This window comes from Enterococcus sp. AZ103 (genome assembly GCF_051714685.1).
Classification (GTDB): Bacteria; Bacillota; Bacilli; order Lactobacillales; family Enterococcaceae; genus Enterococcus_A; species Enterococcus_A alishanensis.
In genome coordinates, this window is record NZ_JBIOSI010000001.1 from 1,579,564 (window position 1) to 1,604,186 (window position 24,623).

The window sequence follows — 24,623 nt, forward strand, 5'->3', positions numbered from 1 at the left end:
AAATGATTGAAAAAATAGCGGACTATTTAAAACAAAAAAAGTTGCTTAATCGGTTAAAATTACGAGATGATTTTACAGTCACATTTTTAGCACAAGGAGAATACAATCAAAACTTTCTCATTTCAGACGGTCAAAGAAAATATGTGTTTCGATTGAATTATGGCAGTCAATTACAATTAACTAATCAAATTAGCTATGAATATCAAGCGTTAGAATGGTTAGAAAAATCTCAACGGACACCTAAGGTTTATTATGTGGATGATCAACGACAAGATTTTTCACAAGGCTTATTAATTATGGCTTTTTTAGAGGGAGAACCATTAGATTATCGTAAAGATTTATTGACAGCAGCTGATATTTTTAGTGATATCCATCAATTAGCAATTGATACGACGGCAGAAAAGTATTTCGTCACCGAAAAGGAAAATATACTAGCTGCTCGAATTGAAGAATGCCAGTTTCTATTGCAACCCGTCTTTAAAAGCTCGGTAATCACTGAACGTGCAAAGCATCTTTTAGCAGCAGCTTTGGAAGAAAATAAAAAAAATGTTCATCAACAGGATTTTTTTAATCAGCAAAATGTATGGTCAGTTAATAACACAGAAGTTAATTCTCATAACTTTATTATTGGCGAAAAGGGTTATTTAATTGATTGGGAAAAACCAGTGATTAGTCATCCGGTACAAGATATCTCCCAATTTTTAGCCAGCACAACAACATTGTGGCGGAGCAATCTAAGACTGACTTTAACGGAAAAACAGGAGTTTTTAACTCGTTATCTAATGAGAACTTCTTTTGATCCAGCAGCCTTTTTTAAAGCGTTACAGATTTATCACCCTTATTTGATGTTACGGGCCTTATCTTGGTCGGCAATGGCGTATGATAATTATTTAACAGGCGACAAAGCGTTAAAAAATCAAGAGATCTTTGAGAAAGTCAGCCAATATTTAGAACCAGAATTCTTAACAAAGGCATTGAGAGAAGATGTGCTAAAAGATGAATAAAAAAGCTTATATTTTATTTACCCGCATTCCCACGGTTGGAAAAGTGAAAACACGTTTAGCAAAAACGCTTGGTGATCAGTTTGCTACCGAAGTACAGGCGGTGATGTTAGAAGATTTGTACCAACACTTTTCTGAGCTGTCTAAATCAGGAATTGATCTTTTTATTGCCTATTCTGATGAACAGGCACCGGAAGCTTTTCTAAAACAATTACCGCCAAGTAGTCATAGTTTTTTACAATCAGGAAAGACTATCGGCGAACGAATGTGGCGAGCGATGAATCATGTTTTTGCTTTAGGTTATGAAAAAGTTATTTTAACCGGTAGTGATTTACCAGAGCTTTCAAAAGAATTAATCGAGGAAGCTTTTAAGCAATTACAAGAAGTTGTAATTGGGCCGTCAAAAGATGGAGGTTACTATTTAATAGGTAGCTGCCGTAATGTTGACTTAAAGCCTATTTTTTTAAGTGATTTACAGTGGGGAAGGAACTCAGTTTTAGCGGAAACCTTACTTTTATTGAAGAATTATCAAGTGAGTCAAGTGGAAGCTTTACAAGATATTGACGAAGAAAAAGATCTGCGAGAAGTCAGCCGAAGTTTAAGTAAAGCTAGTCAATTGAAAAAATGGCTAGTTGAAAATGGAGAAAATAAATGAAAAAAATTATTCTAGACTGTGACAACACTTTTGGCATGGACCAGAAGGATGTAGATGATGGTTTGACTATTCTTTACCTATTAGGACAAAAAAATTTAAAGCTTTTAGGGGTAACATTAAGTCATGGCAATGGGAGTTATGCTGAAGTATTATCAGCTACTCAAAATTTTATTCAATTGCTTGAATTGAAAATAGATATTTATCCTGGCCATCAGCAAATTGAAAAAAATCAAGCTGCGCAATTTTTAGTGGATTCTGTGAATCATTCACCAAATGAAGTGACTATTTTAGCCATCGGTGCTTTAACTAATTTAGCGCAAGCTGCTACAATCGATCCAACTTTTTTTAGTAAAGTAAAAAAAATCGTTCTAATGGGCGGAATTACTCAAGATTTAATCATCTATGGACATCAGGTGAATGAATTAAATTTTTCAGTCGATGCAAAAAGTACTGACGTGGTTTTGCATGCTAAAACACCACTGACAATTATGAACGGCCATATGACAGCCGGTGCTTTCTTTTCTTTGACTGAAAAAAATCAGTTACTTGAAGAAATCGCACCATATACTAGTCAAGCTGCCCAAGAATGGCTAGCTGATACTATCTCAAGTTGGGTGAGTGTAAATCAATACTTTACTGGAGTTGCTGGCTTCTGTAACTGGGATATGACAACAGCGATTTATTTAAATCATCCTGAATTGTTTTCAACTGAAAGTTATTATTTAGCAGAAAACTTAACTGAGTTAACAAAAGGGAAATTAACCTTTGCTGAGCAATCTGATTATCCACTTGTTATGCCAGCAAAAATTTTAGATTTAAAACGGTTTAATCAATTGATGATTCGAGGAATTGTGAAGGGGTTAAAAAAAGAGGGATAAAATGAAAAAAATTCTACTGTTTATAGCAGCCTTAATAATTGTCGGTGTTTTGGCACAACAATTTGGTTGGGTGCATTTTTTAACTGATGTTCAAAGTTTACGGCAAGTGTTAGAGGATTTTGGTTGGTGGGGTTATCTCATTTTTATTTTATTATCAATATTAGTCGCGGTTTTTTTATTGCCGGGACAATTTTTGGCAATTGTCGGTGGATTGGTTTATGGTGGTTTTTTAGGGGGTGCCTTAACGGTTATAGGCGCTTCAATTGGTGCAACGATTTCTTTTATTTTAGGAAAATACATTGCTCGGGACTATGTGTTAAAAAAGTTTGGCAATAGTGAGACCTTTAAAAAAATTGAAAAGGGCGTGAAAGAAAATGGGGTTTCTTTTTTAATTTTTACTCGTTTGGTGCCAGTTTTTCCTTATGCGATTCAAAGCTACGCCTATGCGATGACTCCTATGACGGTAAAAAAATTTAGTCTCATTTCTTTTTTAACAATGTTACCAGCTAGTTTTATCTACGCCTTCATGGCATCAGAAATTGCTACAAAAGGTGTTTCTATTAAATTACTATTTGAATTTACGATTGCGGGTATATTATTGGCTTTACTGGCATATTTACCAAAAAAATTTAGTCATAAAATCAATCGTTTAACTAAAGAATACAAAAAAAACGATTAAAAGGTGGAGACTTTTATTTGCTAAAAATTTACGGTAGAATAAGGATGTTATCGGGAATGTTGTTATAGATGGTTAGGAGCGTTTAAGATGATCTCAGAAGCTATTGCTTTTCAAAAAAAATTTTCTTTAGCTGAAGGCAATCAATTTGAACAATATCAAATTTTGATGCCGAAGTTGAATGAAAGGGATTTATTAGTAAAAACGGTTGCGATTTCTATTACCCAAATTGATACGATCTTAAGAGAAAAAATCAAGGGACCAAATCGAACTTATGTTTTAGGTTTTGGCGGTGTTGGGGTGATTACTAGAAAAGGTAGCGAAGATATTCCTTTTAGCATTGGTGATCGAATTCTTTATGTCAACAAGGTAGGAAAATATGGGAGTTACAGTGATTTTCAGGTAATTGATAGTCGATCAGCGGTGAAATTACCAGAAGATTTTAGTAGCGAGGATGGCGCAGCTTTTTCTTACTGTTTTTTACTGGCTTACCATGCGTTATTCGATAAGTTTAATTTAATTTCAGAAAAAAACAAAAATCAAGGGAAGATGCTAATTGTAAATTCGTCAGGTGGTGTTGGATCGATTGCAATTCAGCTAGCAAAATGGGCCGGTTTAGAAGTAATCGCTGCAATTAATGAAAGTAACTCAAAAATTTGGATTGAAAAAATGGGTGCAAAAATTGTGATTAACCAACAAAATAATCTATCTAGCGAACTAAGAAAAGTTGAAGTCGATCACGTGGATTATGCACTACACATTAATACAGACAATAATAAAATTAAACAAACCTTTGATTATATGGGAGACAAGGGCGATTTAGTGGCAGTGACCGTCACGAAAGACAAAAAAAATCCTAAACCAGATGCTCAATTGAAAGTCATTAATGCTGAAGAATATTTTGATGAGTCAGCTAAAGAAGTTGAAAAAATAAGCGAAAATCAAAAGCATCTGCAATTTTTATTAGACTTGTGGGCACAAGAGGAAATTCAATCAATTATCACGGCACAAGTCAGTGAATTCACACCTAAAGTTATTTTTGGGGCACATAAATTAATCGAAACCAATCCCAATTTCAGACATATTGTGGTTTCTAACAAGTGAGAAAATAAAAACTTTCTCCTTTTTTAAGCTTGGAATGTTTTAAAAAAGGATAACTAACTGTTCAATAGGTTGATTTATTATAAATTGGCATTCAGAAATAATTTAGACATTTTAAGAGAAATATACTTTTAAAAATTAAAATGGTGCGACTAGTTGATTTAGACTAATCGCACCATTTTTTAGTTTCTAATTGAGTAATCGAAGGCTCCTAGGGCGGCTGTAGCACCAGACCCCATCGAGATAATAATTTGCTTGTAAGCACTGTCAGTGCAGTCACCTGCAGCAAAAACACCAGGAATATTTGTTGCTCCTTGTCTATCTACAATAATTTCCCCTCGAGAGTTTAAATTGACACTATCTGTTAACCATTCGGTATTTGGCATCAAACCAATTAAAATAAATACGCCAGCAACATTAATAGTGGTCTCTTTTTCGGTTGCTCGATCAACATAAGTCAAAGCTTCAACTTGATCGGTACCAGTAATTTCTTTAGTAGCCGCATTTAAGACTACTGTGACATTGGTTAAAGTTGCTAATTTTTTCTGTAAAACTTGGTCGGCTTTTAATTCAGGTAGAAATTCAATGACATAGACATGCTTAGCTAATCCAGCCAAATCAATGGCTGCTTCAATTCCTGAATTCCCGCCGCCAATTACAGCCACATCTTTTCCTTTAAATAAAGGACCATCACAATGAGGACAATAAGCAATCCCTTTATTTTTGAATTCTTTTTCACCAGGAACGTTGATACTACGCCAACGAGCTCCAGTTGCTAAGATAGCAGTCTTTGATTTTAAAACAGCACCGTTTTCTAATTCAACTTCAATCAGTTCGTTGCGGCGAATATCTTTTGCTCTTTGACCTTTCATAATATCAACTTCGTATTGATTAACATGTTCTTCTACTTGATGCATCAGTTGTGGTCCTTCTGTATAAGGTGTACCAATCATGTTTTCAATTCCTAAAGTTTCCAATACTTGTCCACCAAAATTGTCAACGACCATGCCGGTTTTAATTCCTTTTCTAGCAGCATAAATAGCTGCACTACCACCAGCTGGCCCACCACCGACAACTAAGACATCAAAAATATCTTTATTTTCAAATTGATCTGCAGATAAAGGACCAACAACTTTTTCAAGAATTTGTTCAATCGTCATGCGACCGCTGGAAAATTCTTCGCCGTTTAAGAAGACTGTTGGGACAGCCATCACCTTTTTCTGATCAACTTCGTCTTGATACATACTACCTTCAATCATGGTGTGAGAAATACGAGGATTTAAGACACTCATAATATTTAAAGCTTGAACGACATCTGGACAATTATGGCAAGTTAAACTGACATAATTTTCGAAATGTGCCGATTTTGTCACTTCTTTTATCTTATCAATAATAGGTAATTCGACTTTAGGCGGTCGTCCACTAACTTGCAGTAGAGCCAAGATGAAAGAAGTAAATTCATGTCCCATTGGTAAACCGGCAAATGCGATGCCACTTTTACCGTCAGCAGGATTAATTTCGAAGCTAGGTGTTCGTTCCAAACTAACTTTTTCTAGTGTAATTTTATCAGATAGTTCAAGGACTTCATTTAAAAATTCAGCTACTTTTTTTGAATTGTCATCTTCAGCTAGACTGGCACTGAAAATAATATCAGTTTCCATCAATTCTAAATATTGTTTTAGTTGTGCTCTGGTTTCGTTATCTAACATTGCATACTCCTAAATTTTTCCGACTAAGTCAAAACTAGGTTTTAGCGTTTCGCCATCTTCTTTCCATTTAGCAGGGCAAACTTCGCCTGGATGAGAACGCACATACTGTCCAGCGCGGATTTTGTCTACTAGGATACTTGCGTCACGGCCGATACCATCTGCATTAATTTCAACAGCTTGAACAATACCGTCTGGATCAATGATAAAAGTTCCTCTTTGGGCTAAGCCTTGTTCTTCATCCAAAACATCGAAAGCACGAGCAATTTGATGGGAAGGATCACCAATCATTGTATATTTAATTTTTCCAATAGCATCTGAAGTGTCATGCCAAGCTTTGTGGGTAAAATGCGTATCAGTTGAGCATGAATAAACTTCTACTCCTAAGCCTTGTAAAGTATCATATTGTTCTTGTAAATCCTCTAATTCAGTTGGACAAACAAATGTAAAGTCAGCAGGATAAAAACATAAAACAGTCCATTTACCTTTAAAATCTTCATTTGTTACTTCACCAAATTCACCATTGTGATAAGTTTGGGCTTTAAATTCTGCGATTTCTTTTCCGATTAGTGACATGTAAATACCTCCGTGTTGTTATTGAGAAAATCTTCTCTAATTGAAAATGATTAATAAAAAAGATTGGGAAAACTAAATTAATTTTTCTCTCAATCTATAATTATTATAAACAAAAAAGAGTAATCATGTAAAGATATTTTTAAACAAAAAAATTGATGTCCGAAGACACCAATTGATTTATTCTCTAATTTGTCCATTCCCATAAATTATATATTTGGACGACGTTAAGGCCAATAAGCCCATTGGTCCTCTGGCGTGAAGTTTTTGCGTAGAGATCCCAATCTCAGCACCAAAACCAAACATAAAGCCGTCAGTGAAACGAGTAGAAGCATTGACGTAGACAGCGGCAGCGTCAACTTCATTTAAAAACCTTTGGCTGGCTTGATAACTGTCAGTCACAATTGCTTCAGAATGTTTTGTGTTGTAATGATTAATATGATTAATGGCTTCATCTAAAGATGAAACTACACGAATTGCTAAAATATAATCTAAAAATTCCGTCTGCCAATCTGCTTCAGTTGCAAGTTGTCCATCAGAAAAATATTGTAAGGCTGTCTCATCGGCATGAACTTCCACTGCATTTTTTTTCAATTCAACAGCTAACAATGGTAGAAAATCATCAGCAACTTCTGTATGAACTAAAATGGTTTCAATCGCATTGCAAACTGATGGACGTTGTGCCTTGGCATTAATCACGATTTGGACTGCCATTTCTAAATCAGCAGCGTGATCAACATAAACGTGATTATTTCCGGTACCAGTTTCGATTACTGGCACTGTTGCTGTTTGTTTTACTCGTTGAATCAGACGATCACTGCCACGAGGAATTAACACATCTAAATAATCTGTCAATTGCATCATTTGATTGGCAACTTCATGACTTGTATCTGAAACAAACTGAATGGCTTCTTTCGGTAAGTCACAAGCTAGCAATGTTTCTTGCAAAATATCGACTAAGGTTTGGTTAGAATAAAAAGCTTCCTTACCACCACGTAAAATGACACAATTACCTGTTTTAAAACATAAACTTGCCGCATCTGTTGTAACATTTGGGCGAGATTCAAAAATAATACCGATTACACCTAGAGCCACACGTTTTTGACCAATCGTTAAGCCCTCTGGTGTTTGCCACATTTTTTCGACTTCACCGATCGGGTCTGTCAAAGCCGCAACTTGTTCGATGCCAATCGCCATATCTTCAATCCGCTCTGCGGTTAACTTCAAACGGTCGATCATCGTTGGTCGAATGCCGTATTCAGGAGCTTTTTCCAAATCTTTTTGATTAGCTGCTAAAATCCGTGGAACATTATTGCGTAAAGATTCAGCCATTTTTAATAAAGCAGTATTTTTTTCAGGAGTTGATAAATTTCCTAGTTGTCGACTGACTTTTTGCGCTGCTTGACCTAAGTTGGTCATTAAATTACTCATGTGCATCCTCCTTAAATAACGTGCCCACTTCATTTCCAGCTAAAATATCAAAAATAATTCTAGGCGGTTTTCCATTAGCTAAAACCATAGCGCTTTGAGATTTTAAGATCCGTTCAGCGGCTTTTAGTTTGCTCACCATACCACCAGTACCAAAGGAGCTGACTGTGCCACCTGCTTTGGCCATCACTGCTTCGTCAATTTTATTGATACTTTTATATAGAACAGCTTTTTTATTTGTATAAGGGTTTGCTGAATAAAATCCATCAATATCTGACAACATGATTAATAAATCTGCTTCGATAATTTCAGCAACAATCGCAGATAATTGGTCGTTGTCACCAAATTTTGTACTGTGATCCATCTCGTCAACTGCGACAGTATCATTTTCATTAATTATTGGAATAATACTCATCTTTAAAAGTTCTTCCAATGTATTAATGACATTTTTGCGACTTTCGGGAAACTCGACAATATCTCTGGTCATTAAAACTTGCGCGGTTTGCTGATTGTAAGCAAAAAAGCGTTGATTGTAATAATGCATTAATTCAAATTGCCCAACAGCAGCAATTGCTTGTTGCGCTGGAATCTCACTTGGTCGTTTTGGTATTTGTAGTTTGTCTAAACCTACACCAATTGCTCCCGATGAGACTAAAATAATTTCTTTGCCTTGATTAGTTAAGTCGGTCAAAACAAAAGCTAATTGATCTATCCCAGAAAAATTTACTTTGCCATTAGGATGAATCAGAGAGCTGGTCCCAATTTTTATAACGATTCTTTTGACATCTTTTAAAAATGTTCTCATACTTTCACCTCAAAATTGTGCCACCAGTTTTAAGAGTGTGATTTTTATTGTACAGGATTTTAATTTAATTTTCACTACTTTGTTATTATTTTTTTAAAATTTATAGTCCTAACTAAGATGAACAGGTAAAATATAGGAAAAAAGAGGTGACCTATGGAAGCGAAAAAATTTTTAGAAATAATCCAACAGGGTCTGATTGTTTCTTGTCAGGCTTTGCCGGGAGAACCGTTATATACTGAAGCTGGCAATATTATGCCTTATTTGGCTTTAGCGGCAAAAGAAGCCGGAGCAGTGGGTATTCGTGCCAATTCAGGCAGAGATATTTTACAAATTAAAGAACTGGTCGATTTACCGATGATTGGAATTATAAAAAGAGATTATCCGCCAGAAGCACCATTTATCACAGCGACTATGGTGGAAGTAGATCAGTTAGTTGAAACCGGGGTTGAAGTAATTGCGCTAGATGCGACTTTACGTAAACGGCATGATGGAAAAACGATTCAACAATTTATTAAGGAAATCAAAACAAAATATCCACAGCAATTATTAATGGCAGATATTGATACTTTTGCAGCAGGCATGAACGCTTATCAAGCCGGTGTGGATTTTGTGGGGACAACTTTGGCTGGTTATACCGCGGAAACGACTGGGCAAAAAGGACCAGCGATTGAATTAATGCAACAGCTGATTGCAGAAAAGATTCCCGTCATTGCTGAGGGACAAATTCACACACCAGACGAGGCTAAGCAGATTCAAGCACTGGGAGTTGCTGGAATTGTCGTCGGTGGGGCGATCACACGACCAAAAGAAATCGCAAAAAGATTTATCGATGCATTAGAAAGTTAACAAAATAATTTTCAAATGGTTATAAAAGCGTTATCATAAACTTGTAGAAAATGAAAGGAGTTTCCATTTATGACCAATCCATTTAAAATTACGATTTACTCTGACGGTGCCCAGTTAGAAAAGATGAAAGCCAGCTTAGCAACTGGTTTTGTTTCAGGATTCACAACGAATCCTTCACTAATGAAGGCAGCTGGTATTACTGATTATTGGGCATTTGCCAAAGAAGCGGTAGCAACATTTCCTGATTCTCCCTTATCTTTTGAAGTTTTTGCTGATGATTCAGCGACTATGAAGAAAGAAGCGCTGAAGTTAACTGAACTAGGTGAAAATGTTTTTGTAAAAATTCCGGTCTTGAATACAGCAGGAGAAAGTTCCGGCCCATTAATCAAAGAACTATCAGAAGCGGGTGTTCAATTAAATATTACAGCGATTACTACCACCGCACAAGTTAAGGATGCGGTTGAAAACTTTGCCGCAAATACAACTAATTTGGTGTCAATTTTTGTTGGTCGCTTAAATGATGTAGGGATTGATACAACTGCTTTTGTAAAAGAAAGCCGTAAACTATGTGATACTAAACCAGGTTCACTATTATTGTGGGCTTCTACTCGAGAAGTCTGGAATATTTTTGAAGCTGAAAAACAAGGCTGTGATATTATTACAGTGCCACCTGGAATTATTGATAAGCTGGCTAAACTTGGAACGACTGCGGAAGAAGTTGCCTTAGATACAGTCAAAACTTTCCAAAAAGATATTGATGATTTAGGCTTTTCAATTTTATAAAAAATAAGCAGATCGAATAATTTCGATCTGCTTATTTATTTACTGGACAGCTTTTCCTTTTTTATAAACTTTTTTTGCTTGTTGTAACACCGTAATATCTGTTAAAGGATTATTGTCTAAGATGATAAAATCGGCAAGCTTTCCAACTGCAATTGAGCCAGCATGATCATTTATTTTTAGTAAAGCGGCAGCGTTAATTGTCGCAGCCTGTAAAGCTTGTAAAGTTGTTAAGTGAGAATTAGCTACTAATAATTCTAACTCCTTAGATGATTGATTGTTGAAATTATTGTAGGCCGTTCCAGAATCAGTTCCTAGGACAATTTTTACGCCAGCTTGAGCTGCTTTTTCAATACTTTCAATATGGGCTGCTTGAATTTCTCGCGATTTTTTTATCATAAAATCTGGTAAATTAGTCGCGTATTTTTCCATTGACCAAGGTGCACTTAGGGTCGGTACTAGAAATGTATCATGTCTAAGTAATAGATCAATCGCTTCATCATCTAAATAAACGCCGTGTTCGATTGAATCTACCCCAGCTCGAATCGCATTTTTTATTCCTTCGTTTCCTTGGGCATGGGCGGCAGCAGTTTTTCCTTTATGGTGGGCTTCTTCAATGGCTGCTCGCATTTCTATTTCAGTCAGTTGAACATCTTCTGGCCGTTCGCCGCTGAATGAGACGCCACCAGTAGCCATTAATTTAATATTGTCGACGCCTTTTTTTAAAAGAATACGGGCATATTTTCTCGTTTCATCGGGACCATCCACTTCGTAACTACCCTTATATAAATGTCCGCCAGTCATTGCCAAAGACTTTCCTGAAGCAATGATTCCTGGAGCGTCGGTTAAGTCACCTTGTCTTTCTAACTTTGCTAATTCGATATCAATATCAAACGTTGAACCAACATCGCGAATATAAGTCACACCATCTCGTAAAATTTGGGAAAGGTTTCTGAGTGCCATAAAAGTCGAAGCGGCGGCAGTGGATTTATCTGCGCCTAATTTTGAAATTTTTTCATATGGATCAGCAACAATATGCGTATGGGCATTGATTAACCCCGGGATGACAAATTTTCCAGCTAAGTCTACTTCTGTGTCAAACTGAGGGGATGGTTCCGTCGATACGTGATAGAAGTTACCTGTTTTTTCATCAACAATGAAATTTGTCTTTTCAAAAGAATCGTTGTCACCAATAAAAACTTGGGCATTTTTGTATAAAGTTTTAGTCATAAGAGGACTCCATTCGTTAAATTTTAATCATATTATAATCTTTAAGAAGCCTGATGGGTAGTCTTTTTCTGCCAAATTTAATTTGCGATGGTGTTTATGATTGGTTATACTAATCATTGAGAGCGTTTGCAAAAAAAGGGGGGAGGATATTATGCTGCGTCGATGACAAGTAAAAAACTTAGAGGCTCTAAGCAAAAAAATATCTTTCTTCCTAACTAGTCAGGTTTCTAGTGAGGTGGAAAACTAGAGGAGATTTGACTGATGAAATTAAAAACAGAATTGCCAGAGATCTTTGATGAATTTGGAGAAGCTCGTAAAAACGGTTTTATGGCAGTGAAAGAATTGAAAGAAACAGGTCAACCAGTGGTGGGTGTGTATTGTACCTTTATGCCAGAGGAATTGGTCTTAGCTAGCGGAGCGGTTCAAATAAGTTTGTGCTCTACTTCAGATGAAACAATTGGAGCAGCTGAAGAAGATTTACCACGAAATCTTTGTCCATTAATTAAATCTAGCTATGGTTTTGGCAAAACCGATAAATGTCCTTATTTTTATTTTTCAGACTTAGTTGTGGGGGAAACGACTTGTGATGGAAAGAAAAAAATGTATGAATACATGGCCGATTTTAAAGATACCTATTTGATGCAACTACCACACAATCGTGATAGCGATGCTAGCAAACAATTATGGTATTCAGAAATTAAAAGCTTCAAAGAAAAATTGGAAGATTTTTTTGGTGTAGAAATTACCGAAGAAAAAATTCATGAAGCAATTCTATTAAAAAACCGTGAGCGCAAAGCCAAACAAAATTTTTATCGTTTGGGTCAATTGAATCCACCTGCGATTACTGGAAGTGAAATCTTCCAAGTGATGTATGGTTCCCAGTATAAATTTGATAAAGAAGAAGTCATTGAAATGTTAGAAACAACGACTGCAAAAGTAAAAGAAAAATACGAAAACGGGGAAAGTTTAACTAAAAAGCCACGAATCCTAGTAACAGGTTCCCCAATGGGTGGAGTTACCGAAAAAGTGATTCGAGCGATTGAGGAAAATGGTGGTATTGTAGTGGGGTACGAAAATTGTACAGTGGCAAAAGCAGTTGAACGGCTAGTCGATGAAAATGAACAAGATGTTTACCAAGCCTTAACCGATAAATACATTAATATCGGCTGTGCATGCATGTCTAACAATCAGCCCCGTAAGGAATTATTGAGCCAAATGATTGATGATTACCAAGTAGATGGAGTGATCGATATGGTGCTCCAAAATTGCATTCCATTTTCTGTCGAATCATCTCGAATGAAACGCTACTTAAATGATGAAAAACAAACACCTTATCTTTATTTAGAAACAGATTATTCAACCTCTGATATCGAACAAATCAATACGCGGGTGACTGCTTTTATTGAGATGTTGGAAGAAGAGCAAGTATGGATATAATTGGTTTAGATTCTGGTTCGACAACGACAAAAGGTGTATTGTTTTCCGATCATCAATTAATTGATCAATATTTATTGCCTACCGCAGGAAACCCCAAAGCTGCGATGGCTGAAGTGGTAGCTTATTTGTCCGATAATCATGATTTAAAAGAATTTAAATTAGTGACAACTGGCTATGGCAGAAAATTAATTGACAGTGATTTAGCGGTGACTGAAATTACCTGTCATGGAAAAGGTGCTGAATATATCGCCCCTGGAGTGAAAGAAGTAATTGATATCGGTGGTCAGGATTGTAAAACCATTTCTTTGAATGGAAAAGGCTCAGTCGTAGAATTTAACATGAATGATCGCTGTGCTGCCGGAACTGGTCGTTTTGTTGAAGTAATGATGAGAACTTTAGGCGAGGAAATTACGATCATTGACCAGTTTGTTGAAAATGCGCAACCGGTAAAAATCAATAGCATGTGTACGGTTTTTGCTGAATCAGAAGTGATTGGTTTGATTGCAAAAGGTGAAGAACGAGAAGATATTGCCTTAGGTGTTTTGCATTCGATTGCTAAAAGAATTAGCAGTCAATATTCTAAATTACGACCAAAAATAGGTGAAGAAATTTTATTTACCGGAGGTTTGTCTCATAGTCGAGCATTTTCTGAAGTATTATCAGAATATGTTCATGCACCAGTAAACACCAATCCGTTATCCCAATATGCGGGAGCGATTGGTGCAGCTCAAATTGGTTTAAAAAAACTAAGTTAAAAAAGCGGGTCTTATAAAAAAGACCTGCTTTATTTTTGCCGAATTTGAATCAAAGCCATAGCAATCGCTGGCAAGTATAAAAAAATCAATGAGAGTCTTTGCCATAGACCATGTGTGGAGACTAAATACTTTCCAACAATCGGTAAATAGTAAGAAGCAAATAGAATTAAAGTAATGATTGCGCCAATCAAACAAATAATAAAAAATAATACTGGAAAAAGATTACCAATAATATATGCTCGTCCAGCTAAAATTAACGGAACAAGTAGCATCCCAATCATAGCAATAGCCGTAAAGCCTGCGTGAAGTAGATAAGTAGGATTGCGAAAGTTTTCAGCAGCCGGATCTAATTGGATTAAGCTAGATAAAATACAATCACCAATGCCATAAAGAGCAATTGCAGCAGCCAAAATTTTGGCGAACAAACTGGATTCCAGACTGAAAAATTGATAGATACCAACACTAGATAAAACAAATAGACTACCTGTTATAATTGAACCGTGATTAAATATCTGCTGCACTGGACTAGATTTTTCTCCTAGTTGACTAATCAGCATCGTTTTTTGATTAAATCCGGGATAAGCACTGCCCAATAAATAAGGTAAAGAAAAATCTCCTAGACAAGCCAGTAATAAAAAATAAGGGGATAAAGTTTTTAGTAGATGCATATGAACAGTCCTTTCCTAATTCATTTTACCTAAATTTATAGCAATTGAAAATAATAAAGTGATAGATTGACCAAGCGATCAAAGGAGCGTATCTTTTGAACTAAAGAGGAGTGAACAAAATGCCAGCAGTAATTGAACTAAATCAAATAAGCAAAAAATTTGGGAAATTCGAAGCATTGAAAGATGTGAGCTTTACTTTAAATCAAGGGGAAGTAATGGGCTTTATTGGACCTAACGGCGCTGGTAAATCTACCACTATTCGAATTTTGTTAGGAATGTTAAAAAAGACTAGTGGTGAGGCGACTATTTTTGGTGAAGATGTCTGGCATGAAGATACTAAAATACATCAACGGATTGCTTATGTGCCTGGGGATGTCTATTTGTGGCCAAACTTAACTGGTGGAGAAATCATTGATTTATTATTACGCCTAAACAATCAAGAACGGAATCAAAAAACGACCGAATTAATTGATCTTTTTCAGTTAGATCCTAAGAAAAAAGCCCGTTCTTATTCGAAAGGCAATCGTCAAAAAGTTGCTTTAATAGCAGCTTTATCCCAAGAAGCTGATTTATATATTTTTGATGAGCCCACTTCTGGATTGGATCCCTTGAATGAAAAAACTTTTTAAAATGAAGTAATGAAATTAAAAGCGGCGGGGAAAAGTATCTTGCTTTCCAGTCATATTTTGTCAGAAGTCGAAAAAATGTGTGACCACATTACGATTATTCGTGAAGGTGAAATTATTGAATCTGGAGATTTAGCCAGTATGCGACATTTAACTTTCTTACAAATTACGGTGGAAACAAAAGAAAGTCTGGCTGATTTGAAAGATTTTACAGGTGTAGAAAAAATTTCTATTAACGAAGATGACAAAAAAGCGGTGCTATCTGTTAATAATGATCAACTCAATTTAGTGTTAGCAGAATTAACTAAAAAAGAAATTATCACTATCACAACGGCACCGCCTACATTAGAAGATTTATTCCTGCAGTATTATCGAAAAGCAGGTGAAGTTGATGACTAATGCAAACCACACGATTTATTTATTGAAAGCCAATATACGTCAAAACTTATTTAGACATCTATTGTGGTTGGTTATTTTAGTAGGGATTTTTGCGGCAATGGCTGGACAGTTTAATAATTTATTCGGGACGACAGCCGAAATAACAACAATTATGACGACGTTGAAAACACCCGCGATGGTTAGTTTATTTGGTGAAGTAACAGCCACAAAACCTTATACCACTGCCGATGTTTTTTCTTCGGAAATGGTAATCTTTATGGGAATATTTATGATATTCATGAATATTTCGTTGGCAGTCAGAAATACTCGAAGTCAGGAAGATTCTGGGTTGTTAGAAATGATTCGATCACGAAAGGTCGGCCGAGTTGCGCCAATTTATGCCACATTGATTGAAATACTTTTAATAAACAGTTTGATGGGTGGTTTATTCATTTTAAGTTTAATAGTTGGAAAATTAAATGGGGCGACTATTGCTGGTGATTTGTTGATGGGTGTTAGTTTTGCAGTTATTGGTATTTTATTTGGTTGTATCAGCATTTTTTTAGCACAATTAACTAGTAGTAGCCGTGGAGCGTACTTTTTTAGCTATGGTTTGTTTGGTATTTTTTATTTACTGCGGATGCTGACTGATATGACAAACCCTAAATATACTTGGCTTTCACCAGTCGGCTGGATTCAAAAGACCGAAATTTATACCAATAATAATTGGCTACCAATTATTATGATGGTGCTTAGTAGTTTTATCTTTTTATTTGCTGGAATAAAAATTGCTAGTGGGAGAGATATTGGTAGTGGTATTTTTACACCTCGTTCGGGTCGAAGTCAGGCTAGTTGGTTTTTAAATTCGCCTCTTCGGCTACTTTTAAAAATTGAACGAAATAGTATGCTTGGCTGGATGCTAGGGGGTCTTATTTTAGGTGCAGCTTATGGCTCGGTATTTAATTCCATTGGCGATATTATTGGAACGAATCCTACCTATAAAAAGATTTTAGGTGTTTCTGCAATCAATGATGCTAATCGGGATTTATTGCTTAATTATTTAAATATGTTGGCGTTGTTTTTCGTGGCAATTGCAGCAATCAGTGGTTTAATTGTGATATTTCGATTGAATAGTGATGAAAAAAAAGGCTATTTAGAAATTTTACATTCAAAAGCGATAAGTAAAACAAAATTAGCCAATAGTTATTTTTTAATCGGGATTGGATTGAGTAGTTGTGTCTTTATTTTAACTTTAAGTGGCGCTTTTTTTATTGGAATTGGCATTTTCTTCTGTGGTGTAGCTCCTAAGTTATCATTGATTGCTTGGTTGTATCTATTAGCTGGTTTATTAGTGAAAATGTTTGGTCCATTATTAAATCTTTCAGAAAAATTTGAGAATTTCTCTCCTTTAGGTTGGATGGGGAAAATTCCAGTGGAAGAAGTTAATTATCCTTTAGCCGTTGGATTATTGGCGGCATTTCTAGTGATGATTACATTAAGCTTAATTGCTTATAATAAACGAGATGTGATTTAGATTTGCAATAAAAAGCAGTGGCAAAAGTAAGTATGCTTTTGCCACTGTTTTGTCGTTATAATAATAAAAATAAACTGTCCTCAAGCACTACACCAAAAAAAATTACCAGCGAGTCTACTAAAAGGACACCCATATTAGTGCCAAACATAATAGCTAGACGTTCTAGTTGGTCAATAATTTTTTTCTCTTTGAAATAGACTTTAAATAAATAAATATTTGCACCATACAAAATGATGGTCGCACAAATAATTCCCCAAATCATTTTAAATCCCTCCCAATCTCCTTCCTACTTATTGTACCTCTAGATGCTCTTTTTTGGAAACGTTTCATCAAAAAATATTTTGGATTAATAGTTGAATAAAAAGGTAAAAAAATCATAATTTTTATGAAAAATGAATAATAAGAGCTATATTTTTTAGCAAGTGATCTATGATATAATTGATGGAAACGCAATAATTCAAGGTTTTTTAACTGATTTTGTACTTTTCAAACAGATTTCTTGAAATTTTATTTTAAGGTGCTTATGATGAAGGTGGAAAGAAGGGATTTTTTATGTTCCAAGTTTACACTTTACATGGCGACAATGAACCGTGGTGGTTCTTTGAAGATTGGGAAGCTGATGCGACGGATCTGAAAGCTTTCGATACTTTTGAAGAAGCAGAAGGATATTATTACCAACAATTTGAAACTTTAAATTCAGATTATACATATCATAATAAAAAAAATAATTTTTTAAGTGCATTTTGGGATGAATCAGATGAACGTTGGTGTGAAGAGTGTGATGACTTTTTACAACAATATTGGGGACTTGCGTTGTTAGAAAACAAACAGCCAGTTAAACTGGAAGAACGGAAGGAACTTTATGAAACAACTAATTCTAGCGGAAAAGCCAAGTGTTGCAAGAGATCTCAGCAAAGTGCTTAACGCGAATCAAAAACATAAAAACTATTTCGAAGGTGACAAGGTAATTGTTACTTGGGCATTAGGACATTTACTTAGTCTAAAAATGCCAGAGGATTTGAAACCTGAATGGAAAACGTGGCAAATTGATACTTTGCCCATGATTCCCAAATACATTGGTATTAAACCATTACCCAAAACCCGTGGACAATTAAAAACCATCGGACAACTAGCTAAGCGCAAAGACATTTCTGAAGCGGTCATCGCTACTGATGCCGGTCGAGAAGGCGAACTAGTTGCTCGGTGGATTTTAGAGTACGTAAAATTTGATAAACCTGTGAAAAGACTTTGGATTTCATCACAAACCAATAAAGCGATCAAAGAAGGTTTCTCTAAGTTAAAACCAGCTAAAGAGTATGATAACCTTTATCAATCAGCTTTGGCTCGCTCAAAAGCCGATTGGTTGGTGGGTCTAAATGTGACTCGTGCATTGACAGTTAAATATGAAGATAATTTATCTGCCGGTCGGGTACAAACTCCTACGTTAGCTTTGGTGCGGCAACAAGAAAAGAAAATCGAGAAATTTCGACCACAAAATTATTTTGTGATTTCTTTGGACGTTGCTGGTCAAACAGCTAAATTAAATCAAAAAAACCCTTATGGCATCACTGAACGTGAAGACGCTGAGAAACTTGCAAAAAAAATGAGTCAGCAAAAAGGACAAGTCACTAATATCACTGAAAAAGAAAAAACTGAACCGGCACCATTGCCTTATGATTTAACGGAAATTCAGCGAGAAGCCAATAGCCGTTATCAATACTCAGCCAAAAAAACCTTATCGTTGGTTCAAAGTTTATATGAAGTTCATAAAATAGTGACTTATCCGCGTACCGATAGCAAATATCTAACACAAGATATGAAGGCAACTATGAAGGAACGGTTACAAGCCATTAGTGACTTTTCTCCTGAAGTAAAAACCTATATTAAAAATGGTGGTAAAGTAATTCAAAATAAAGTTTTTCAAGATAGCAAAGTAACGGATCATCATGCTTTAATTCCGACAGAACAACGCCCTCGTTATGAAAAACTATCCAATGATGAACAGCGGATTTATACGATGATTGTTGAAAGATTTTTGGGGCTATTTGCCGAAGCGCATAAAGAAAGCCAACAAAAAGTAACGGTTGCTTTTGGAGAAGAAACGTTTACGTTCAGACAAAATAAAGTGTTGGTGGCTGGTTGGAAAAAAAGTGAAGCAGACAAACCAGCTATTTCTTGGCAAAAGGATCAACGTATTCAACCAAATTTTACGGTAGAAAAAGCATTGACTTCACCGCCGAAACCTTTGAGTGAAGGAACTTTGTTGGCAAATATGGAAAAACATAGCCTGGGCACACCGGCAACACGCGCTGAGATCATCGAAAAATTGATTAAATCAGAACTCATGGAACGAACAAATAATGGCTTACAAGTTTCTCCTAAAGGTAAACAATTGCTAGAATTGGTCAATCCCGCATTAGTAACGCCAGAATTAACTGAAAAATGGGAACGACAATTAGAAGCAATCGCGAATGGGAAATTTTCTAGCCAAGCCTTTATTAAAGAAATTGAAAAAGATACGGCATCCTTAGTTAACGAAGTGAAACAAAGCACTAAGAAGTATCAAGATTTTTCAATCACAACTAAAAAATGTCCAGTCTGTGGCTCTAGCCTGAGAGAAAAAAATACGCGAGACGGAAAAATTTATATTTGTACCAATCCTGAATGTGATTACCGTCGTCGCAAAGATCCTAAAGTTTCCAACCATCGCTGTCCACAATGTCATCGTAAAATGGAAATTATCGATGGAAAAAATGGTGCTTACTTCCGTTGTAAATATGATGGTACCACTGAAAAAATGTCAGACAAAAAAGCCCGTAGCAAAAAAATGACCAAGCATGAAGAACGTCGTTTGTTGAACAAAGTCAACCAAGAAGCTGAACCACAAGAAAGTGCGTTGGCTCAAGCGTTGAAAGCAGCGATGGAAAAAGATTAATTGATAACCAGCAAAATCTCAAAATGATTTTGCTGGTTTTTTTGTAAAAAATAGTATAATTATTATTTTTATTAAATAAAATATATCTTGCATAAGTTTATTGTGTATAATTAATAAGGAGAGATTTAAATTTTATTATAGGAGGATTTATTATGAAAAAGAAATGGTTAGGGTTGATTGCTGGGGCAGGTTTATTTTTGTTTGTTGGATGCGGTGGAAATCAAGAAACAGCAGAGGATACACCCGTCACGAATGATTCTGAACAAGTATCAGTAAATCAAGACGAACAGGCCGAAAAAGATGCAAAAACGTTGTTGAACTTTTTATATCAGGGGAAACGGTCTGAACAGTTGAGAGATGTAACGAATCAAAGTGCAGATAGTATCGACTCTTATTTAGTTAGTGAACTATCGAAAAAACAGGATGAAATGTTTGCTGAAAATGAAAATCGAGATGACTATTATTTAGTGATTGATGATTCAAATTATTATGCTTCAGATATTGTAAAAGACTATGCAGAGGCTTATTTAAAACAAACAAAAAGAATATCCTTCGATATTCAAAATGTAAATGTTTCAGGAGATGAAGCCACAGTGGTAGCTTCTTATTATCCAATTGCTGGACTGCAAGAAGCAAATCCGATTGGGGCTGCTCGGACTGAACTATTTGGAGGAATCGATGAAGATACTTTTATTCGTAAATCTCAAAACAAAGATTTAAAAACTATTAAATCTTTAATTACTTTAAAACTGTATGCAATCTATTATGGGGAATTAGATTATGATGCAGAAAAAGTATTAAGTCCGGTTGAGTTGGAATTTACATTGACGAAAAAAGGTGATCATTTCATGGCCAATGATGATGTCATTTACCAACTAGTAAAAGAATCTCGAATTAGCACATATCAAGATAACTCATCTGATTCTGAGACGACAGAATCCTTAATTGAAGAAAGTGCTAGTGAGTACTAAATAAAGATAAACTAGCAATTATCAGAGACTGAACAATTTAAATTGTTCAGTCTTTTTTTTGATAAAGTTGGAAGTACAAAATTCTACAGCAAAATGAAAACGATTTCTAAAAACTGGAATTTTGTTTTTTTATAGCGTATAATGATTTTGGTTTATACCAATTGAGAGGTGTTTGAATGAAAGCAAAAGAACAAGTGTTGGCTTTTTTGAAAGATCATCCGCAAGAATTTACAGCGCAACAATTAGCCGGTGAATTAAAAAGCGATCGCACTAATATTAGTCGTTACTTAAATGAATTGACTAAATCTGGTGATGTCAAAAAAATTGATGGTCGTCCAGTCAAATTTCAAGTAATTATCAAGGCAAATGAAGAAAATATTACTTTTGAGAACTTAATTGGTCGTGATGATTCACTAAAAAGTCAAATTCAAAAATCAAAAGCGGCAATTTTATACCCACCTCGGGGTTTACATACAATTATTTTTGGAGAAACAGGTACGGGAAAAACAATGTTTGCTGAATGCATGTATCATTTTGCAGTTTCCTCCAAAGTCTTACAGTCTAGCGCCCCCTTTATTACTTTTAATTGTGCTGACTATGCCCAAAATCCGCAACTGTTATTCGGTCATATCTTTGGTGTGACAAAAGGTGCCTTCACTGGTGCTGAAGAAACGAGAGATGGTTTAGTGGCACAGGCAGACGGAGGTATTTTATTTCTAGATGAAATTCATCGACTACCACCAGAAGGTCAAGAAATGTTGTTCACTTTTATTGATAAAGGTGTCTATCGACCGTTAGGTGCCAATGAAGAACAAAATGCCTCTGTTCAGATTATCGGTGCCACAACAGAAACAAGTGCTAGTTTTTTATCCACTTTTAATCGGCGAATTCCTATGCAAATTGAATTACCGCCATTAAGAGAACGCTCGATGGACGAACGTTTAGCGATTATCAAAACTTTTTTACAACAAGAAGCCAATCGTTTAAATGAAGAAATTTCCATTGATAAAAGAAGCTTGCTAGGATTTTTATTATATCCAGCTGAAGGGAATATTGGGCAGCTAAAACGAGATTTGAAACTGGTTTGTGCCAAAGCTTTCCTTCATTACCAAGCCAATGATGGTCATGAAAAATTGATGGTTACCGAAGAAGATTTACCGTTAAATGTTCAAAAAGGTTTGTTATATATGAAAGATGTTCCCGATACTTTAGGACCTTTAATGGATAATAAAAATTTATATTTAAATTTAAAACCTGGAACAGAAGAAGTTGTCTGGCGACAAGATCCCACTAAAGATATGGAGGTCTATCATTCGATTACTTATAAATTGGACAAATTGGGTCGGGAAAACCTTTCAGAAATTGATTTAGAAAGATTGATTAGTCAAGATGTGGATCGCTACTTTGAAAATTATGTGGAAGAATTATCTCATGCTAACATTTATCGGGAAATCATATCTGATGATTTATGGCAATTGACCAATCAACTATATGAAATGGCGGCAAAAAAACTAGATCGTAACTATGATGAAAAAGTCCGTTTCGCCTTTGCGTTACACATTAGTTCAACAATTGAACGAATTCGAGCTGGCCAATTCATCAGCCATCCTAATCTAAATGAGGTTCGTCGAAAATATTCTAAAGAATTTCAATTAGCAATTGAGTTTTCGATTCAAATTGAAGAAGCTTATAATGTTGAAATTTCTATGGATGAAATTGGATTTATCACGATGTTTTTAACTCAGGATGTACAAGAGAAAAATGCTTTTCAGCAAAAGCAAGTTGGCGTCTTTGTGGTGATGCATGGACATTCAACTGCTTCAAGTATGTTAGAAACAGTCCAAGAATTATTGGGTACCAATGCTGGTGTTGCTTTTAATATGCCATTAACGATGAATACTTCTGAAATGTATCGTCAAATTAACTATTATTTAGCTCAAGAAAAAGCCAATTATTCAGAAGGCATTATTTTATTAACTGACATGGGCTCACCTAATAATTTTGGAAATTTAATTTATCATGAAATGGGTATTCGTACTCGAGTAATTTCAATGGCTTCTACGATGTTGGTCTTGGAATCATTACGTTTAGCAACATTAGGACGCAGTTTGGAAGAAATTTATCATAGTGTGATGACGATGTTTATCAACATGGTTCAACTAGAAGAAACACCTGAAAAAGATGAGCATAAAGTAATTGTAGTGGCTTGCTTTACTGGAGAAGGCGTGTCGAAGCGCTTAAATCAAGTGGTTAGTCAAATTGTTGATCCAAAAGAGTTTGAAATTATTCAGCTGCAATCTTTAGAGCGAGAAAGTTTCAAGCATCGCTTAGATCAATTAGTGACCCATAAAAATATTGTGGCTATTGTGGGGACGTTGGAGATTCAATACCAGCAAATTCCTTTTTTCCCAGCCTTAAATATGTTTCAACGAGAAAAAATCATTGAATTCCAAAATTTTTTAGGAAGTGATGTGGCTCTTCCACAAATGGCGGAATCTTTGACCCAAGACTTTTCAGCTGAAATTGACACGCAAAAGCTTTTTTTACAAATCGATGATGCGTTGCAAAATATTCGAAAAAGCCAAGCAATGATTATAGAAAATAATGTCTTACAGGCTTTACTTATTCATATTGCTTTTTTAGTTGATAAGATAAAAAAAGATGAACCACGATCAGCTTTTAAAGAAGTAAAATATTTCCATCTACAAAATCAAAAGTTGTTTGAAGCAGTAAAAAATGAACTTCAAAAAATCAGTGATAATTTTGAAATTCGTTTCAATGAAGATGATTTGGCTTATATTGTAAAAACACTTTTAGATAATCAAATTGAACTAGGATTGCACACTGTGTAATCCTAGTTCTTTTGTGTGTAAAAGTAAAAAGGTCATAGCATCAGCTTTTCTCGCTACAAATAGTTGGCACGCAAATTGCTTTTATAAAGATGAATACAAATTAAGGAGTGACAAATATGAAAAGAATTATGTTAGTTTGTTCGGCGGGCATGTCAACGAGTTTATTAGTAACAAAAATGGAAAAAGCTGCTGCCGATCAAGGAATTGAAACGGATATTTTCGCAGTCTCTGCCTCAGAAGCTGATGACAAAATTGAAGATAAAGCAAATCCTATTGATGTTTTGTTATTAGGACCGCAAGTTCGTTTTATGAAAGGTCAATTTGAACAAAAATTAGCCGGTACAAATGTCCCATTAGACATTATTGATATGAAAGATTACGGCATGATGAATGGCGAAGCAGTATTGCAAACAGCGATTAATTTGATTGAAGATAAAGATAAGTAAGGAGTGATTTTTATGGCAGAAATGAGTCAGGAACAATTAGAAGCAGCCATGGGATTAATTATTAATTCTGGAAATGCAAAAAGTGATGCAATGGAAGCAATCCAAGCTGCTAAATCTGGTGATTTTGGATTAGCTGATGAAAAATTAGCGACTGCTAGTCAATCATTAGTTGAAGCCCATCATGCCCAAACTAATTTATTAAAAGAAGAAGCTAGTGGTAATAATATGACCGTGACATTATTAGCCGTTCACAGTCAAGATCATTTGATGACTAGTATGACTTTTAATGATTTAGCTAAAGAAGTAATTGATATTTATCGTCGCCTTGATGCGGAGTGATTT

23 protein-coding genes and 1 pseudogene are annotated in these 24,623 nt (G+C 35.4%); 17 read left to right on the top strand and 7 right to left on the bottom strand.

What is annotated here, in order from left to right; genetic code table 11:
• Positions 1–2: 2 nt before the first annotated feature.
• The 5 genes from ID741_RS07975 to ID741_RS07995 all read left to right on the top strand — a co-directional run bounded on the left by ID741_RS07975 (position 3) and on the right by ID741_RS07995 (position 4,314).
• Complete coding sequence (locus ID741_RS07975; RefSeq protein WP_438719653.1) at positions 3–1,004, top strand: phosphotransferase family protein; 1,002 nt, start codon at positions 3–5, stop codon at positions 1,002–1,004.
• Positions 997–1,656, top strand: coding sequence for a TIGR04282 family arsenosugar biosynthesis glycosyltransferase (locus tag ID741_RS07980; RefSeq protein WP_438719654.1), 660 nt, complete (start codon positions 997–999; stop codon positions 1,654–1,656). The genes ID741_RS07975 and ID741_RS07980 overlap by 8 nt, the downstream gene beginning before the upstream one ends.
• Positions 1,653–2,534, top strand: coding sequence for a nucleoside hydrolase (locus ID741_RS07985; RefSeq protein WP_438719655.1), 882 nt, complete (start codon positions 1,653–1,655; stop codon positions 2,532–2,534). Before ID741_RS07980 ends, ID741_RS07985 begins: the two co-directional genes overlap by 4 nt.
• A gap of 1 nt (position 2,535) precedes the next feature.
• Complete coding sequence (locus ID741_RS07990; protein WP_218326833.1) at positions 2,536–3,213, top strand: TVP38/TMEM64 family protein; 678 nt, start codon at positions 2,536–2,538, stop codon at positions 3,211–3,213.
• An 87-nt stretch (positions 3,214–3,300) separates the two neighbouring features.
• The gene (locus ID741_RS07995; RefSeq protein ID WP_438719656.1) at positions 3,301–4,314 is read left to right on the top strand and encodes a zinc-binding dehydrogenase; all 1,014 of its coding nucleotides are present in this window, start codon (positions 3,301–3,303) and stop codon (positions 4,312–4,314) included.
• Between the two features lie 179 nt (positions 4,315–4,493).
• Here ID741_RS07995 and ahpF read toward each other — a convergent pair whose 3' ends face one another.
• The 4 genes from ahpF to proB all read right to left on the bottom strand — a co-directional run bounded on the left by ahpF (position 4,494) and on the right by proB (position 8,823).
• Positions 4,494–6,020, bottom strand: coding sequence for an alkyl hydroperoxide reductase subunit F (ahpF, locus tag ID741_RS08000; protein WP_438719657.1), 1,527 nt, complete (start codon positions 6,018–6,020; stop codon positions 4,494–4,496).
• 9 nt (positions 6,021–6,029) lie between these two features.
• Positions 6,030–6,593 carry an alkyl hydroperoxide reductase subunit C gene (ahpC, locus tag ID741_RS08005; RefSeq protein WP_218326830.1) on the bottom strand — a complete coding sequence of 188 codons (564 nt, stop codon included), beginning with the start codon at positions 6,591–6,593 and terminating at the stop codon, positions 6,030–6,032.
• Positions 6,594–6,770: 177 nt separating this feature from the next.
• The gene (locus ID741_RS08010) at positions 6,771–8,021 is read right to left on the bottom strand and encodes a glutamate-5-semialdehyde dehydrogenase (RefSeq protein ID WP_438719658.1); all 1,251 of its coding nucleotides are present in this window, start codon (positions 8,019–8,021) and stop codon (positions 6,771–6,773) included.
• A complete protein-coding gene (gene proB, locus ID741_RS08015; RefSeq protein WP_438719659.1) occupies positions 8,014–8,823 on the bottom strand; it encodes a glutamate 5-kinase in 810 nt (269 codons plus the stop codon). The genes ID741_RS08010 and proB overlap by 8 nt, the downstream gene beginning before the upstream one ends.
• Positions 8,824–8,976: 153 nt before the next feature.
• Between proB and ID741_RS08020 the strand changes: the two genes are divergently transcribed.
• Positions 8,977–9,669 carry an N-acetylmannosamine-6-phosphate 2-epimerase gene (locus ID741_RS08020; RefSeq protein ID WP_218326827.1) on the top strand — a complete coding sequence of 231 codons (693 nt, stop codon included), beginning with the start codon at positions 8,977–8,979 and terminating at the stop codon, positions 9,667–9,669.
• Between the two features lie 69 nt (positions 9,670–9,738).
• The gene (locus ID741_RS08025) at positions 9,739–10,452 is read left to right on the top strand and encodes a transaldolase (RefSeq protein ID WP_438719660.1); all 714 of its coding nucleotides are present in this window, start codon (positions 9,739–9,741) and stop codon (positions 10,450–10,452) included.
• Between the two features lie 39 nt (positions 10,453–10,491).
• Here the strand turns inward: ID741_RS08025 and ID741_RS08030 are convergent, their stop codons facing one another.
• The gene (locus ID741_RS08030; protein WP_438719661.1) at positions 10,492–11,679 is read right to left on the bottom strand and encodes an amidohydrolase family protein; all 1,188 of its coding nucleotides are present in this window, start codon (positions 11,677–11,679) and stop codon (positions 10,492–10,494) included.
• 261 nt (positions 11,680–11,940) lie between these two features.
• Between ID741_RS08030 and ID741_RS08035 the strand changes: the two genes are divergently transcribed.
• The gene (locus tag ID741_RS08035) at positions 11,941–13,116 is read left to right on the top strand and encodes a double-cubane-cluster-containing anaerobic reductase (RefSeq protein ID WP_438719662.1); all 1,176 of its coding nucleotides are present in this window, start codon (positions 11,941–11,943) and stop codon (positions 13,114–13,116) included.
• Positions 13,107–13,871 (top strand): acyl-CoA dehydratase activase, encoded by a 765-nt coding sequence (locus tag ID741_RS08040; RefSeq protein WP_438719663.1) that lies wholly within the window; start codon positions 13,107–13,109, stop codon positions 13,869–13,871. Before ID741_RS08035 ends, ID741_RS08040 begins: the two co-directional genes overlap by 10 nt.
• A 29-nt stretch (positions 13,872–13,900) precedes the next feature.
• Here ID741_RS08040 and ID741_RS08045 read toward each other — a convergent pair whose 3' ends face one another.
• Entirely contained in the window at positions 13,901–14,539 is a 639-nt protein-coding gene (locus ID741_RS08045) for a DUF998 domain-containing protein (RefSeq protein WP_438719664.1), read from the bottom strand.
• 119 nt (positions 14,540–14,658) lie between these two features.
• Between ID741_RS08045 and ID741_RS08050 the strand changes: the two are divergent.
• Together ID741_RS08050 and ID741_RS08055 are read left to right on the top strand one after the other, a co-directional pair.
• A pseudogene (locus tag ID741_RS08050) lies at positions 14,659–15,564 on the top strand (ATP-binding cassette domain-containing protein).
• Positions 15,557–17,077 carry an ABC transporter permease gene (locus tag ID741_RS08055; RefSeq protein WP_438719665.1) on the top strand — a complete coding sequence of 507 codons (1,521 nt, stop codon included), beginning with the start codon at positions 15,557–15,559 and terminating at the stop codon, positions 17,075–17,077. Before ID741_RS08050 ends, ID741_RS08055 begins: the two are co-directional and overlap by 8 nt.
• A gap of 55 nt (positions 17,078–17,132) precedes the next feature.
• On the opposite strand, the gene ID741_RS08060 is transcribed toward ID741_RS08055, so the two are convergent.
• Complete coding sequence (locus ID741_RS08060) at positions 17,133–17,339, bottom strand: hypothetical protein (protein ID WP_218326819.1); 207 nt, start codon at positions 17,337–17,339, stop codon at positions 17,133–17,135.
• A gap of 290 nt (positions 17,340–17,629) precedes the next feature.
• Here ID741_RS08060 and ID741_RS08065 point away from each other — a divergent pair, with 290 nt between their 5' ends.
• The 6 genes from ID741_RS08065 (at position 17,630) to ID741_RS08090 (ending at position 24,620) form a co-directional block, all read left to right on the top strand.
• On the top strand, positions 17,630–18,001 hold the full coding sequence (locus ID741_RS08065; RefSeq protein ID WP_218326818.1) for a DUF1033 family protein: 372 nt from the start codon (positions 17,630–17,632) through the stop codon (positions 17,999–18,001).
• Positions 17,940–20,012, top strand: coding sequence for a DNA topoisomerase III (locus ID741_RS08070; RefSeq protein WP_438719666.1), 2,073 nt, complete (start codon positions 17,940–17,942; stop codon positions 20,010–20,012). The genes ID741_RS08065 and ID741_RS08070 overlap by 62 nt, the downstream gene beginning before the upstream one ends.
• 152 nt (positions 20,013–20,164) lie before the next feature.
• Positions 20,165–20,983, top strand: a complete 819-nt coding sequence (locus ID741_RS08075) for a hypothetical protein (RefSeq protein WP_438719667.1) — start codon at positions 20,165–20,167, stop codon at positions 20,981–20,983.
• Positions 20,984–21,159: 176 nt separating this feature from the next.
• The gene (locus ID741_RS08080; RefSeq protein ID WP_438719668.1) at positions 21,160–23,835 is read left to right on the top strand and encodes a sigma 54-interacting transcriptional regulator; all 2,676 of its coding nucleotides are present in this window, start codon (positions 21,160–21,162) and stop codon (positions 23,833–23,835) included.
• A gap of 116 nt (positions 23,836–23,951) precedes the next feature.
• On the top strand, positions 23,952–24,281 hold the full coding sequence (locus ID741_RS08085; RefSeq protein WP_218326814.1) for a PTS sugar transporter subunit IIB: 330 nt from the start codon (positions 23,952–23,954) through the stop codon (positions 24,279–24,281).
• 21 nt (positions 24,282–24,302) lie between these two features.
• Positions 24,303–24,620 carry a PTS lactose/cellobiose transporter subunit IIA gene (locus ID741_RS08090; protein ID WP_343214730.1) on the top strand — a complete coding sequence of 106 codons (318 nt, stop codon included), beginning with the start codon at positions 24,303–24,305 and terminating at the stop codon, positions 24,618–24,620.
• Positions 24,621–24,623: the final 3 nt, after the last annotated feature.